The sequence below is a fragment of the Blautia sp. HA3515 genome (genome assembly GCF_059933065.1).
In genome coordinates, this window is the sequence record NZ_JAYFUY010000149.1 from 1 (window position 1) to 13598 (window position 13598).

11 protein-coding genes and 3 pseudogenes are annotated in these 13598 nt (G+C 45.0%); 13 read left to right on the forward strand and 1 reads right to left on the reverse strand.

The genetic code is table 11. The features are described 5' to 3' along the window. The 5 genes and pseudogenes from R1Y93_RS12055 to R1Y93_RS12075 form a co-directional block, all read left to right on the forward strand. Nucleotides 1-569 (forward strand): substrate-binding domain-containing protein (locus R1Y93_RS12055; RefSeq protein ID WP_500822988.1); only part of this gene is annotated, 569 nt, incomplete at its 5' end. 202 nt (nucleotides 570-771) lie between these two features. Further along, a pseudogene (locus R1Y93_RS12060) lies at nucleotides 772-2469 on the forward strand (carbon starvation CstA family protein). Nucleotides 2470-2651: 182 nt separating this feature from the next. Beyond that, nucleotides 2652-3202: pseudogene (locus R1Y93_RS12065) on the forward strand (ECF-type riboflavin transporter substrate-binding protein). A gap of 188 nt (nucleotides 3203-3390) precedes the next feature. Beyond that, on the forward strand, nucleotides 3391-5115 hold the full coding sequence (locus tag R1Y93_RS12070; RefSeq protein WP_500822989.1) for an ABC transporter ATP-binding protein: 1725 nt from the start codon (nucleotides 3391-3393) through the stop codon (nucleotides 5113-5115). Beyond that, nucleotides 5105-5935, forward strand: a complete 831-nt coding sequence (locus tag R1Y93_RS12075; protein WP_173727208.1) for an energy-coupling factor transporter transmembrane component T family protein — start codon at nucleotides 5105-5107, stop codon at nucleotides 5933-5935. The genes R1Y93_RS12070 and R1Y93_RS12075 overlap by 11 nt, the downstream gene beginning before the upstream one ends. A 50-nt stretch (nucleotides 5936-5985) precedes the next feature. Here the strand turns inward: R1Y93_RS12075 and R1Y93_RS12080 are convergent. Then, nucleotides 5986-7138: pseudogene (locus R1Y93_RS12080) on the reverse strand (glycerate kinase family protein). A gap of 165 nt (nucleotides 7139-7303) precedes the next feature. On the opposite strand from R1Y93_RS12080, the gene R1Y93_RS12085 reads away from it, so the two are divergent. The 8 genes from R1Y93_RS12085 to R1Y93_RS12120 all read left to right on the forward strand — a co-directional run. After that, nucleotides 7304-7957: a sugar diacid recognition domain-containing protein gene (locus tag R1Y93_RS12085; protein ID WP_500822990.1), complete on the forward strand. Its 654-nt coding sequence runs from the start codon at nucleotides 7304-7306 to the stop codon at nucleotides 7955-7957. An 88-nt stretch (nucleotides 7958-8045) separates the two neighbouring features. After that, nucleotides 8046-8399, forward strand: coding sequence for a PucR family transcriptional regulator (locus tag R1Y93_RS12090; protein WP_500822991.1), 354 nt, complete (start codon nucleotides 8046-8048; stop codon nucleotides 8397-8399). 144 nt (nucleotides 8400-8543) lie between these two features. Next, complete coding sequence (locus R1Y93_RS12095; protein ID WP_500822992.1) at nucleotides 8544-10016, forward strand: S1C family serine protease; 1473 nt, start codon at nucleotides 8544-8546, stop codon at nucleotides 10014-10016. A 199-nt stretch (nucleotides 10017-10215) separates the two neighbouring features. After that, complete coding sequence (locus tag R1Y93_RS12100; RefSeq protein WP_500822993.1) at nucleotides 10216-10941, forward strand: HAD family hydrolase; 726 nt, start codon at nucleotides 10216-10218, stop codon at nucleotides 10939-10941. Nucleotides 10942-11164: 223 nt separating this feature from the next. After that, entirely contained in the window at nucleotides 11165-11662 is a 498-nt protein-coding gene (locus R1Y93_RS12105; protein WP_500822994.1) for a hypothetical protein, read from the forward strand. Continuing rightward, the gene (locus R1Y93_RS12110) at nucleotides 11659-12984 is read left to right on the forward strand and encodes a hypothetical protein (RefSeq protein WP_500822995.1); all 1326 of its coding nucleotides are present in this window, start codon (nucleotides 11659-11661) and stop codon (nucleotides 12982-12984) included. Before R1Y93_RS12105 ends, R1Y93_RS12110 begins: the two co-directional genes overlap by 4 nt. Then, entirely contained in the window at nucleotides 12959-13195 is a 237-nt protein-coding gene (locus tag R1Y93_RS12115) for a hypothetical protein (protein ID WP_500822996.1), read from the forward strand. The genes R1Y93_RS12110 and R1Y93_RS12115 overlap by 26 nt, the downstream gene beginning before the upstream one ends. Beyond that, a partial coding sequence (locus R1Y93_RS12120) for a hypothetical protein (RefSeq protein ID WP_500822997.1) occupies nucleotides 13173-13598 on the forward strand: 426 nt, incomplete at its 3' end. The genes R1Y93_RS12115 and R1Y93_RS12120, both read left to right, overlap by 23 nt.

Here is a 13598-nt window from a genome sequence, read left to right on the forward strand (position 1 = left end):
CGATTGTCTGTATTGATCGTGTGGCTGATGAAGCATTTCTTACCGTGCAGTCAGACAGTATTGCAGGCGGACAGATGGGAACAGAATATCTTCTTTCCAAAGGCCGCAGGAAGATCCTGTTTTTGGGATATGACCTGGATGTGGATTTTTCAAGGAAAAGGCTTCTGGGATACCAAAAGGCTATGGAGCTTGCCGGATTGTCTGATGAGATCCATTATGAAATCCTGCCGGAGCGCTCTGTAAAATGTGCAATGGACAGGGTGGAGAAGCTTTTACAGGATGGATTTGATTATGATGCGGTTTTCGGATGCGTGGATTATTTTGCCATTGGTGCAATGAATGCGCTGATCAGACATGGGTACCAGGTGCCGGAACAGGTGGCTGTACTTGGATTTGATGGCAGCGATATGGGGAAGCTTTCCATAAAAGAACTGACAGCAGTTGCCCAGCCCAAACAGGCGCTGGGAAAAGCGGTTGTTGAGTATCTGATGCGGATGATCCGTAAAGAAAAGATACAGGAAAAATGTGTTCTTATGGAACCGTATATTATTGAAAGGGAAACCTGTTAAAACAGCTTGTAAAAATCATTAAAATTTTTTTAGCTTTAACTCTTTTTTAGTGTAAAGTGATGAAATGCACAAAAAAACATTGACAATTGAATTGTTTGGGACTAAAACAATGTTAATTTTTACATCAATTGTATCTTACCTGGTAACCGTGAGGGCATTGAGCCGTTATCTTGCCTGTAAGATACAGAGGGGAGAAAGACAGATGAATACATTAGTTATTGTTTTAGTTGCTGCAGTTTTATTAGTTGCTGCGTATGTGTTGTACGGACGCTGGCTTGCCAACAAGTGGGGGATCGATCCGAAGGCGAAAACACCGGCGTGTAAATTTGAAGATGGACAGGATTATGTCCCAACAGATGGATGGACTGTTTTCAGTCATCAGTTTTCATCTATTGCAGGAGCGGGACCTGTGACCGGTGCTATCCAGGCTGCTGTATTTGGCTGGGTGCCGGTGCTTTTATGGGTGCTGATCGGAGGCATTTTCTTCGGTGCAGTTACTGATTTTGGTGCCTTGTATGCTAGTGTGAAGAATGATGGCAAATCCATGGGACTCCTGATTGAAAAATATATCGGAAAGCTGGGGAGAAAGCTGTTTCTGCTTTTCTGCTGGCTTTTCACATTACTTGTAATTGCTGCGTTTGCAGATATGGTTGCAGGTACTTTTAATGCTTATGTTGTTACGGATGGCGTGGCATCTCTTTCAGATGCGGCCAGGACAAATGGAGCTGCCGGAACGATTTCTCTTCTGTTTATCGGATTTGCAATGATTTTCGGTCTGATTCAGAAAAAAACGCATTTCCATGGCTGGAAAGAAACTTTAACCGGGCTGATCTGTACAGTTGCTGCATTGGCTATTGGTATGGCACTTCCCATAACAGCAGGGAAAGATACATGGACTTATATCACATTTGTATACATTTTCTTTGCGGCTGTGTTGCCTATGTGGCTGTTAAAACAGCCTCGTGATGCGATGACTACTTATATGTTTATCGGTATGATCGCAGGTGCAGCCCTGGGACTTCTGGTAGCACATCCATCTATGAACCTTCCGGCATTTACCGGATTTCACAATGATACACTGGGAGATATGTTCCCGATCTTGTTTGTTACAGTAGCCTGTGGTGCAGTTTCCGGATTCCACAGTCTGGTTTCTTCCGGTACATCCTCAAAAACAGTTGCCAACGAAAAGGATATGCTGAAGGTGGGGTATGGTGCAATGGTACTGGAAAGTCTGCTGGCTGTCCTGGCTCTTTGTGTAGCCGGTGCTGCAGCTGCTGCAGATGTGGTACCCCGGCAGCTGGTACGCCATTTCAGATTTTTTCCAGTGGAGTAGCAGGCTTCTTTGAAATGTTTGGCGTGCCGGTTTACGTGGCACAGTGCTTTATGACCATGTGTGTATCTGCGTTGGCGCTGACAAGTCTGGATGCAGTTGCACGTATTGGCCGTATGAGCTTCCAGGAACTTTTTAGTACGGATGATATGGAGCATGCAGAAGGATGGAGAAAGCTTTTCTGCAATAAATAATTCAACGATCCTTACTTTGGCAGCAGCTTTTGTTCTGACAAGGATCGGATATGCAAATATCTGGCCATTATTTGGATCTGCCAATCAGCTGTTATCTGCACTGGTGCTTGTCACCTTGTGTGTATTTATGAAGGTTACAGGAAGAAGTAATAAGATGCTGTTTCCACCGCTGATCATCATGCTTCTGGTAACCGGCACTGCGCTGGCAGAGCGGACCATTGGTCTGGTGAAGGCAATTGCGGCAGGTTCTGCTACTTTTCTGGTAGAAGGGCTCCAGCTGATCATTGCCATACTGCTGATCATTCTTGGACTTACCATCGTGATCAATTCTCTGAGAGCCTATTTCGCATCTCGGAAGAATTCAAAAAAAGCGTAACTATTTAGTATCCTTTGAAATTTTCAGATTCCCAGGCTGATGCAGGCCTGGGGATTTATACGTTGACAGGTTCCAAAAAACTGGAGTATACTAACACTGTCTTTACAGTAAGACAAAAGTAACTGTTTCATATCATTACAGTTACAAACAAAATACTTTTACATTTCCAGGAGGGCGGAGTTATGAAGAAAAACAACAGTATTCAGACAGTTGTAGCTGTTGGTATCGGTGCAGCACTGTTTTTTGTGCTGGGACGTTTTGTTGCGATCCCAAGTCCGGTACCTAACACAAATATCAGTCTGCAGTATGCAGTACTCGCATTGCTTGCTGCTATGTACGGACCATTTGCAGGTGGACTGATTGGATTTATCGGACATACATTGATTGATTTATCCTGGGCGGCAGCCCATGGTGGAGCTGGGTAATCGCATCCACATTTGTTGGTATTGTGGTTGGCCTGTTTGCCAAGAAGCTGGATATCCAGGAAGGTGATTCTGGCAAGGGCAAGATTGCCACATTTGCAATCTCCAATATTGCTGCACATCTGGCAGCCTGGATCGTAGTAGCACCGGTTCTTGATATTCTTATTTATGCAGAGCCTGCCAACAAGGTTTTTGCACAGGGCGCATTTGCTGCTGTATCCAATATCCTTACAGCTGTGATCGTAGGTATCCTGCTTGTGATCGCATATACTAAGACCATTGCTAAGAAAGGCTCTCTGGATCAGGAATAATCAGACAGAGCACTTAGTAAAAATCAGAAATATTAAAATTTTAAGCGGTTTTGTAACTGTAAGTGCAGAGAATATCTGTTTAGATTTTAAGAAGAAGGCTTTTCCATATTCTTTAGGGTGTGGAAGAGCTTTTTTTATGTTATAATCAAATATGTTATGTTTGAATCATTTAACTGAGGTATATACATATGACGGAACTGAAAAAACCTATTATTTCATTTAAGGATTTTTCCTTTCAGTACAGGGCACAGAAAAAGCCTACATTGACTGGGATCAATCTTGATATTTACCCTGGCGAGAGAGTTTTGATCGCCGGTCCTTCCGGCAGTGGTAAAAGTACGCTGGCATCCTGCGTGAATGGCCTGAATCCTTTCTCAAATCCAGGAGAGTGCACTGGAAGTCTGATGGTGGATGGTGTGGATGCACCAAACAGCAGTATTTTTGAACTTTCTGCACATGTAGGTACTGTCCTCCAGGATCCTGACGGACAGTTTATCGGTCTGACAGTAGGGGAGGATATTGCATTTGCATTGGAGAACAGCTGCACCCCGCAGGATAAGATGCACAAGATCACAGAGCATGTGGCGGATCTGGTAGGGATCCGGCAGCATCTGGAGTATGCGCCCCATGAATTATCCGGCGGCCAGAAGCAGAGAGTTTCGCTGGCTGGTGTGATGGTGGACAGGGTGAAGATCCTTTTATTTGATGAACCGCTGGCCAATCTGGATCCGGCTACTGGCAAACAGGCCATCGAACTGATCGATGAGATCCAGGAGAAGACAGATACGACAGTACTGATCATTGAGCACAGGCTGGAGGATGTCCTGTGGCGAAATGTGGACAGGATCGTTCTGGTAAATGAAGGGAAGATCCTGGCGGATATGCATCCGGATGAACTGCTTGCCACCAGCCTTCTGGCGGAGAATGGGATCCGTGAGCCTTTGTATGTAACCGCTATGCGGTATGCCGGGATCCAGATCACGCCACAGAAGAAGCCTTCCCATGTGGATCATACTGTGCTTGACGAACAGGACATCCGCAAGCTTTCCGGCTGGTTTGAATCCAGACCACAGCCAAAGCCAAAGGAAGAACCACAGGTTCTGCTGCAGGTAGAGGGGCTGAGCTTCGGATATACAAAGGAGCGACAGACGCTGCATAATGTAAGCTTTTCTATTGGAAAAGGAGAAATGGTCAGCATCGTAGGACAGAATGGTGCAGGGAAGTCCACGCTGTCCAAGGTGATCTGCGGCTTTGAGCAGGCAGAGAAGGGCAAGATCCTTTTTGAAGGACGGGACATTACCGGAGAAAATATCCGTAAAAGAGCCAAATATATTGGATATGTAATGCAGAATCCTAATCAGATGATCTCTAAGAACATGATTTTTGATGAGGTTGCCCTGGCACTTCAGGGAAGTGGTATGGATCAGGCACAGATCAGGGAGAAGGTGGAGTCTACCCTGAAGATCTGTGGCTTATATCCTTTCCGAAACTGGCCGGTTTCTGCATTAAGCTTTGGACAGAAGAAGCGGGTGACTATAGCAAGTGTGCTGGTGCAGGATCCAAGACTGATCATCTTAGATGAGCCTACGGCAGGCCAGGATTTCAGACATTACACGGATATTATGGAGTTTTTGCGGGGGTTGAACCGACAGGGTGTAACCGTGATCATGATCACCCATGATATGCATCTGATGTTGGAGTATACTCCAAGAGCCCTGGTGTTTTGCAACGGACAGCTGATCGCAGACAGAAGTGCGGCAGGTGTTCTTTGTGATCCTGATCTGATACAAAAGGCAGCATTAAAGGAAACCAGTCTTTTTACATTAGCGAACCGGTGTGGGATCACTCCGGCAGAAGCTTTTGTAGAACGATTTATAGAGACGGACAGGGAGGTGCGCAGTCATGGCTGCTAAGACAGTATTAAATTATCTTCCCAGAGAAAGTGTGGTGCATAAGCTTACAGGTACCACCAAGCTGGCATTTTTTCTTCTGTTTACTTTTGCAAGTATGATCACCTATAATACCTGGGTGCTTTTGGGACTTTTGGCGGTCAGTCTATTTGCTTTTAAGCTGAGCCGGATCCACTTTCGGGAAGTTCGGTTTATGATGATCTTTATGCTGGTGTTTCTCCTTTTGAATAATTTATTTATTTTGCTGTTTGATCCTAACCAGGGCACCACACTGTATGGAACCCGCCATGTGCTTTTTCACTTGTTCTGGAGGTATGATATCACACAGGAACAACTGTTTTATATGCTGAATATCTCTCTGAAATATTTTGTGGCACTTCCGGTGGCGATTTTGTTTATTTCTGCCACCAACCCAAGCGAATTTGCGGCCAGCCTGAACAGTATTGGTGTTTCCTACAAGATTGGATATTCTGTGGCAATTGCCCTCCGCTATATTCCGGATATCCAGAGAGATTACCACAGTATCAGCCAGGCACAGCAGGCCAGAGGCGTTGAACTGGGAAAAAGCGAGCCGTTTTTCGCCAGACTGAAGAACTCTGTCAGCATCCTGATGCCGCTGATCCTTACCAGCCTGAACCGGATCAATACCATTTCCAATGCTATGGAGCTAAGAGGCTTTGGAAAGGATAAAAAGCGTACCTGGTATATGAAGCGTCCCTTTGCACGCAGGGATTTTGTGGTCCTTGCCCTGGGGGTTGTGCTGTTTGGAATCAGCCTTGGCATTACCCTGCGTTTTGGACGATTTTATAATCCTTTCAAATAAGAGATGATCTAAAGGATATTTTAAGGAAAAATTTGTAACTGCGAGGATAATTACTGAGTACTTACAATAAATGTTTTTATTACACGGAAAACCTGTTCTACAGAAGCAGACATGTTTGCTTTTGCATTTTCAGTATCCATAGCCTCTTCCAGGGAGACCGGGGATCTGAGAATCGGGAAGAATGCGTCAATACCGGACTGATTGCAGACGGCAGCATCAGGCGTTACGCATCCTGAAAAAGCCAGAACCGGTTTTCCGTATTTTTTTGCCATTTGTGCCACACCTTGGGGGGCTTTGCCCATAACAGTTTGTGCATCCAGACGGCCTTCTCCGGTCAGGATGATATCTGCGTCTTTGATATAATCTTCCATGTGTGTTTCTTCCAACACGATCTTGATCCCGGATTCTAAAGAAGCATTCAAAAAAGTACGAAAAGCAAAGCCCAGGCCGCCTGCAGCACCGCAGCCTGGGTAGTCTGGGTCTGCATTCGGATACATTTTACCGGCAAGGCTTGCAAAATGTGCCAGCCATGGATCCATAAGAGCGATCATTTCGCTGTCAGCACCCTTCTGTGGTCCGAAAATGGCACTGCATCCTTCAGGACCGCAAAGTGGATTGGTCACATCACAGGCAATGCGGAATGTACATTCTTTTAATTCTGGAAGTGCATGGGTATTATCAATGGTTTTCAGAAGGGAAAGCCCCTGGGCTCCATAAGGGATGGGATCCCACGGAAGCATCCAGAAAATCAAAGCCTAATGCCTGCAGCATCCCCACACCACCGTCATTGGTGGCACTTCCTCCGATCCCTACGATAAACTTACGGCATCCTTGTGAGATCGCATCCAGGATCACCTGCCCCACCCCATAAGTGGTTGTATGCAGAGGATTTTTTTCTTTTCCATGTACAAGTGTGATACCTGCAGCACCTGACATTTCAATCACGGCAGTGTGGGAGGCAGGAAGGATGCCATAGCGGCAGTAAGCTGGTTTTCCGCCTGGACCGATCACTGTGACAGTACGAAAAGAGCCGCCCATGCCTTCTGTGATGGCAGTGACTGTGCCTTCGCCTCCATCTGCAAGTGGGCGGATACAGATATCAGCATCTGGAAAAACCTTTCGGATACCCTGGGCAGCTGCGATACCGGCTTCCTTGGAAGTCATACTTCCTTTAAATGAATCAATGGCAATTACAAGCTTCATGGTCAGATCTCCTTTTCTTGGATTTACAAAATCTTACTTTTGTTTATATTTTATCAGTTTTGCCATGTGAAAAAATGGTATTAATGACAAAATACAGTTTAAAAAACAAGGAATATATGTTATAAAGAACATATAAATCTATAAAAGCACAATGAGGGTGAAAACATGGAGATCATTGACAGGGAAACTGCCCAGTATATTGTGGATACAGTAAAGAGTGTATGTGGAAAAGACATTAATTATATTGATGCCCGGGGGATTATTATTGCCAGCACAGATCACAGCCGGGTAGATTCCTTTCATGAGATCGGCTATCAGGTAGTGACCCAGGGAGATACAAAAGAAGTTTCAGGCGATGAAAGCTTTTGGGGTGTTCAAAAAGGAGTAAATCTTCCGGTTTTTTATCATGGAAAAGTGATTGCTGCAGTAGGGATCAGCGGCGATGTGGAAGAGGCAAGAAAATATGCAGCTTTGGCACAGAAAATCACCACGATCCTTTTGCGGGAAAGAGAATTGGAAGCCAGAGGCAGCCAAAAGAGATCCAAGATCAGTTATATGCTTCGGACATTGATCAGACAGGACATCACAGACTATACAGAGCTGAAAGCTTTTTTCAAAGAAAATGGGATTAGGGAATCTGGAAAGTACAGGATGGCTTTTGTAAATGTAAGGTCAGATGTTTTTGCAGAAGGCATGACCAACCCGGTGTTCGTGTTTTTGAAAAGATCAGTCCTTGGTATACATATCAATATCGGAGAAATGTATTATTGTCGAAAGAAAGCGATACAGGCAAAGCTATTCGCTTGCTGCAGGAACTGACCAGGGTTCATGAAGCAGAGATTACTGGCAGGGATGGGAATGCTCAAGGAACTTTCCCATATTTCTCGAATCCTGGCAGGAGGCAAGGATGGCTCAGAGAAGTGTGCAGGGCCGCAAGGGATTCTGCTTGTACGAAGAACTGGGATTTGAAATGCTTCTGGGAAATGTATCTGAAAAAGTGAAAACTCAGTATATAGCGAAAATTCTGCAGGGTCTGGCATCGGAGGATCTTCAAATACTGAAAGTCTATTACAGCCAGGATATGTCTTTGCAGAAAACCTGTGAACTGCTGAATATGCATAAAAATACTCTTCAGTACCGGCTGAACCGTATCCGGGAGATTTGCGGATATGATCCAAGACGTTTCAGGGATGGGGTTTCATTATATACAGCTGTGCGCATGCAGGCAGAAAAAGATGAAAAACAGAAAAATGATTTTTAACAAATTGAACACATTTTTCCCACAAAGTAAACACAAATAACCCCTATACTGTGAAACATCAAAAGGAAATGAAGCAGATATTAAAGAATGCAACAGATCATTAAAGAATAAAACAGACGATGAGTCTTTAAGGAGGTATATATCATGAAGGATTTTAATGAATTTAATGAGATGGATGAAATGAATGAGAATGAAAATAACAAAAAGGCAGAAAAGAAAAACCAGAAAAAGAAAATGGTGAAGAAAGGTTTAAGCATCAGCCTTTGTGCAGTGCTTGCGGGAGGACTTGCAGCAGGTTCTTATCACGGATTTAATTATCTGAATAACTGGAATACAGCAAGCAATGTACAGGCAGCGGAGAGTGGTGATACACTTACTCTTCTGAAAGCTAAGAAGTCAAGCTCCGATGATTCTGACAAAAAAGATACAGCATCTGCAGGAAGTATGGATGTATCTGCAATTGTAGAGCAGGCAATGCCTTCTGTAGTATCCATCAGTACCAAGTCTGTACAGGAGGTACAGGATTATTACGGAATCTTCAGCCAGTACGGATATGCACCACAGGAGAGAGAGGTTGAAGGCAGCGGTTCCGGTATTATTATCGGGAAGAACGATACAGAGCTTCTGATCGCAACCAACTACCATGTAGTGGAGGGCGCAGATACATTATCCGTTGGTTTTGTTGACAACAATGCTTATGAAGCAAAGGTAAAAGGATATGATAAGGCAAATGACCTGGCAGTTGTATCCGTATCACTGGATGATCTTTCCGATGATACCATGGATGCGATCTCTGTTGCGACCATCGGAAGCTCTGATGATCTGAAGGTTGGCGAGCAGGTAATTGCTATTGGTAATGCACTTGGTTATGGACAGTCTGTTACAACCGGTATTGTCAGTGCAAAGAACCGCAGAGCAAATTCCGATTATTCCCAGCAGACGGTTCAGAGTGATGATGAAGACAACCAGAGCGGTATCAATCTGATCCAGACAGATGCAGCAATCAACCCTGGTAACAGTGGCGGTGCTCTTCTTAACATGAAGGGTGAGGTTGTTGGTATCAATTCCGCAAAGCTGGCATCTACTGAGGTTGAAGGTATCGGTTATGCAATTGCAATCTCTGATGTTACAGATGATATTGAGAATCTGATGAATTCAAAGACAAGAGATAAAGTAGAGGGAAGCCATGGCGTACTTGGTATCAGTGGACGTACAGTCAGTGATGAAGCAAGCCAGTATTATGGTATTCCGGAAGGCGTTTATGTTGCAGAAGTAACGGAAGGCGGCGCTGCAGAGGCTGCTGGTATTAAGGAACAGAACATTATCACAAAGTTTGATGGCAAGACTGTTACTTCTATTGAGGATCTGGTCGATATGCTTGAGTACTATGAGCCGGAAGAGCAGGTAGAGGTTACGATTGCAACACTTAGTAAGGGCGGCTACAAAGAGAGTACTGTAGAAGTTACTCTTGGCTCCAGTGAGGTCAGGATCAGAGTAATGATGACCAGGACAGCGATGTACAGAACAGTGATGATCAGGGTGATGATGTCCAGGGCGGCGACAACCTGTTTGATGATTTTGAACAGGGTGGCGGAAGCAGTGACTTCAGTTCGGTGATGGCGTCGAACTAAGATCTTGCTGGATTGAAAAGAATATGTGGCGGGTGAAGCACTACTGGTATAAAATACCGCATCGGTTTCGGGAACAGGAAGACCGGTGCGGTATTTTTTGCAGAAGCGCATATCTAAATGAATTGCTGTTTGTGGGAGAGTATAATATAATCGTATGATACGGAAATGGGAAAGGAGAACATTTGATGACAGATACAATAGCACTGGTTTTTGATATTGATGATACATTATACCGCCAGATCGATTTGCTTCAGTCAGCCTGTGAAGAGGCAATGGGAGGTATGGAGCTGCCGGATCCGGAACTGTTTTACCAGATTTTTGGGAAAAGAAGCTACGAAATGTTCCTGGAAAGTTCTGCCGGAAGAATGGAACTTCACCAGTCAAGGATATGCCGCATTATGAAAACAATGGAAGACCTGCAGATTCCTTTTACAGAAGAAATGGCAGAAGATTTTCAGCGCAGATACAAAGAAAAACAGCAGAACCTGAAGCTTTCACCGGCATTGGCGGAAATATTGGAAAGATGTAAAGCTGCAGGGATACGGATGGGGGTGATCTCCAATGGTCCGGATCAGCATCAAAAGGATAAATGCCATATTATGGGACTGGAACAGTGGATTCCAATGGAACATGTGTTGGTTTCAGAAGGGGTTGGATGTGCCAAGCCTGAAAGCGAAATCTTCCGAATGGCAGAACAGCGGCTGGGGATCACAGATGAGACTGTTTATATGATCGGAGATTCCTTTGCCAATGATATGGCAGGGGCAATGAATGCAGGATGGAAAACCATCTGGGTGAATTACCATGGGTATAAGCTTCCGGAAGGTGCAAAGAAACCGGATTATCAGGTGAAAACACAGGAAGAATTACGGGACGTGATCCTGGGATTAGGGAATCTGCGGCCTTTTTAGCGTTTAATTATTATATAAAAATGAAAAAAGTTATATTGTAAGGAAAGAAGGATTGCGCTACACTTCCAAGTATCTTTTGTTGTCAGAGTAGTGATAAAATGCAGAGTCTACGTCTGATAGCAGTGGTGAAACGCAGTGTTCACGTTTGACATAGTTTCCAGCAGAGCATTGCAGGTGGACTTTTCAAGAGAAGAAAAGCGTACACAATTATAAGGAGGAGCGCATGAAAAAGAAAGAAAAAAGAACAGGCCGGTCTTGGCGTAAAAAAGCCTTGACCGGCATACTTGCCGTGTCTATGATTCTGCAAACGTCAGGCATGTCCCTGTTTGCAGAGGAAAATGCAGGAATCACAAAGGAGGCTGTTCTGTCTGAGAGTGAAGTACCAGCAGCTTCAGCGGAGATTGCCAATCAAGAAGCAGCTTCAGACCCGGGAAATATAAATGCTTCTGTAACTGAAGCACCTGCAGAAGTTGTCGAAGGGGCGGAAACCCAGGGAGAGGTTACAGAGCCCGGAAATAACGGAAACTCCGGGAGAGATTACAGACCCGGAAATAACGGAAACTCCGGGAGAGATTACAGACCCGGAAGCACCGGGAACTTCCGGGAGAGGTTACAGACCCGGAAACTCCGGGAGAAGTTACAGACCCGGAAGCGCCGGCAGAGCCTTCTGACCAGGAGGATTCTCAGGAACCCTCCGATGCAGAAATTGTTGAGGATGTGACAGAGGATCAGGAGACGGATGTATTTGAAGATGCTGGTCAGGAGGATGTTACCATTATCCCTAAGTTAGAGGGGATTATTTTTGCAGGAACTGATTATGATCTTCTTAAAGGAGTAATCGCAGATCCATCTGTTATCACAGTAAATGGAAAAGAGGTCTCTTTAAAGATCGGGATCAGCAGCCTGAAACGTCAGAAGATGAGTACAGATGGGGTTACTTATGTAGATGATCCTTCCTATGATTGGGAAGCACTGGGCAGACCTACAACGATTACGCCTGAGACACCACAGCAGCAGTATGTGGTAACATACCGGGCATATTATGTAGATGAGAATGGAGCCGAGACAGATTGCAGCAGCAAAGAAGTTCTCCTTTCTGTAGCTGCTACCGGCGATTATGGAAAAGTACTTCCGGATGATCAGAATAAAGATGAAGCATATATTTCCAAAGCAGGGATACTGAAGGATGAGACTGTTACAGGAACTGTTCCCTTTGATGCAACAGAAGGTGCAGGGAATGATACCTCTCCGGATGACCAGATCGTCCGCAGTTTTGATACCATCAGCTACACAACCATGTTTTATACAAGGATGCAGCCGGATGCACAGCGACCGGCTGGCTATGAAAAAGGCCGTTTTTACTTTGAAATTGTTCTTCCATATGAGAAAAGCAAGGCACAGTTTGAAACGAATGCCATGGGATGGCTGAAGGCAAAGCCCAGTTGTTACTATGAGGTAACAGAGGTAAATGGCAGTCAGGTACTGCGTGGAAGCTTTATGCTGGAGCCGGCAGAGGACAATCCTACTGCTATTGGCGCAAGCTACAATGAGCTTCAGGTCGTGCTTCGTGTACTGCAGATGCATAATAATGATCTTGTACAGCCTCAGTTTACTTACTGGCTGGAAGGAAATGATGTAGGCGCCCAGTACAAAACTATTGCAGGTGCTGCTTATACTTACGAAGAAGATGGTCAGATAAAGACGCAGGCAGTGAAGATCCCAACCGGAAGTCTGGTGACAGGCAGCCAGACCAGCTGTGTGGAGCATGGGAATGTTGAGGCCGTATCTTTTGCAGCAGATCCGGTAACAGTCAGTGCAGCTCCAAGATATAATGTACAGATCAAGAACGGAAGTACAACAGACTGCCAGTATCTGGGAACCTTTAACTTTGATACAGGGGAAGACTTTGCCCCGAATAAAGGTATTGGTAAGGTTTATGGAAGAATGGGAGCCTATGGAGTTACCCTGATGATGCAGGGTAAGGATGGCCAGGGCATGCGTGGCCTGGAGTTTCCGGATGAAAATACGGCTATGCCAGTTTGACCTTACCGTATCTTCTACTTTTAATGAAAAGAAGGTTTCCCACGATAATACGGAGATCCGTAAGCCTTTGCTGTGGAGCCTTGATGAGCAGATGACAAGCGCAACGAACCGATGGAATAACGACCATCGAAAACTGTTGTGTACCGGTACGAAAGCCTCTTTTGCAGCTCCCCTGAATCACGGAAAAGATGTTTGCAACTACTTGTTATAATGGGGGTAACTGGTCTCACCAGACAGATGAGAATGGCACCATCCATGTAACTGTACAGGGCTTTAAGATCAATGTGGATCGTTTCCCGTGGATGGATACAGGTATGGTGAAGACATGCACATATTATGATCCGGAGGTTCAGACAAATTACTGGGATATTGAGAACGCCTGTTTTTCAGCAGGAGAGGTATGGCTGATCCAGCCCTATCAGGATGAAAGCGGCATAGCATATGTAGACAAATTTAACAGTGCAGAGGGTACTTTCAATGTAAAATTAACAGCTTCAGAACTTACCATGAAAAGTGTTTCCGGACAGAGCTTCGGACCGGATAGCAGTGAAAGCTTTCGCGAGGAAAAGCTGAAGGATAACTCTGCGATCCAGGCGATGGTCCAGGAAAAGAAG

Excerpts from the sequence above, each read along its gene's own strand:
- R1Y93_RS12070 (WP_500822989.1), top strand. The coding sequence starts at position 3,391 with ATGACGGAACTGAAAAAACCTATTATTTCATTTAAGGATTTTTCCTTT.
- R1Y93_RS12075 (WP_173727208.1), top strand. The coding sequence starts at position 5,105 with ATGGCTGCTAAGACAGTATTAAATTATCTTCCCAGAGAAAGTGTGGTG.
- R1Y93_RS12085 (WP_500822990.1), top strand. The coding sequence starts at position 7,304 with ATGGAGATCATTGACAGGGAAACTGCCCAGTATATTGTGGATACAGTA.
- R1Y93_RS12090 (WP_500822991.1), top strand. The coding sequence starts at position 8,046 with ATGGCTCAGAGAAGTGTGCAGGGCCGCAAGGGATTCTGCTTGTACGAA.
- R1Y93_RS12095 (WP_500822992.1), top strand. The coding sequence starts at position 8,544 with ATGAAGGATTTTAATGAATTTAATGAGATGGATGAAATGAATGAGAAT.
- R1Y93_RS12100 (WP_500822993.1), top strand. The coding sequence starts at position 10,216 with ATGACAGATACAATAGCACTGGTTTTTGATATTGATGATACATTATAC.
- R1Y93_RS12105 (WP_500822994.1), top strand. The coding sequence starts at position 11,165 with ATGAAAAAGAAAGAAAAAAGAACAGGCCGGTCTTGGCGTAAAAAAGCC.
- R1Y93_RS12115 (WP_500822996.1), top strand. The coding sequence starts at position 12,959 with ATGAAAATACGGCTATGCCAGTTTGACCTTACCGTATCTTCTACTTTT.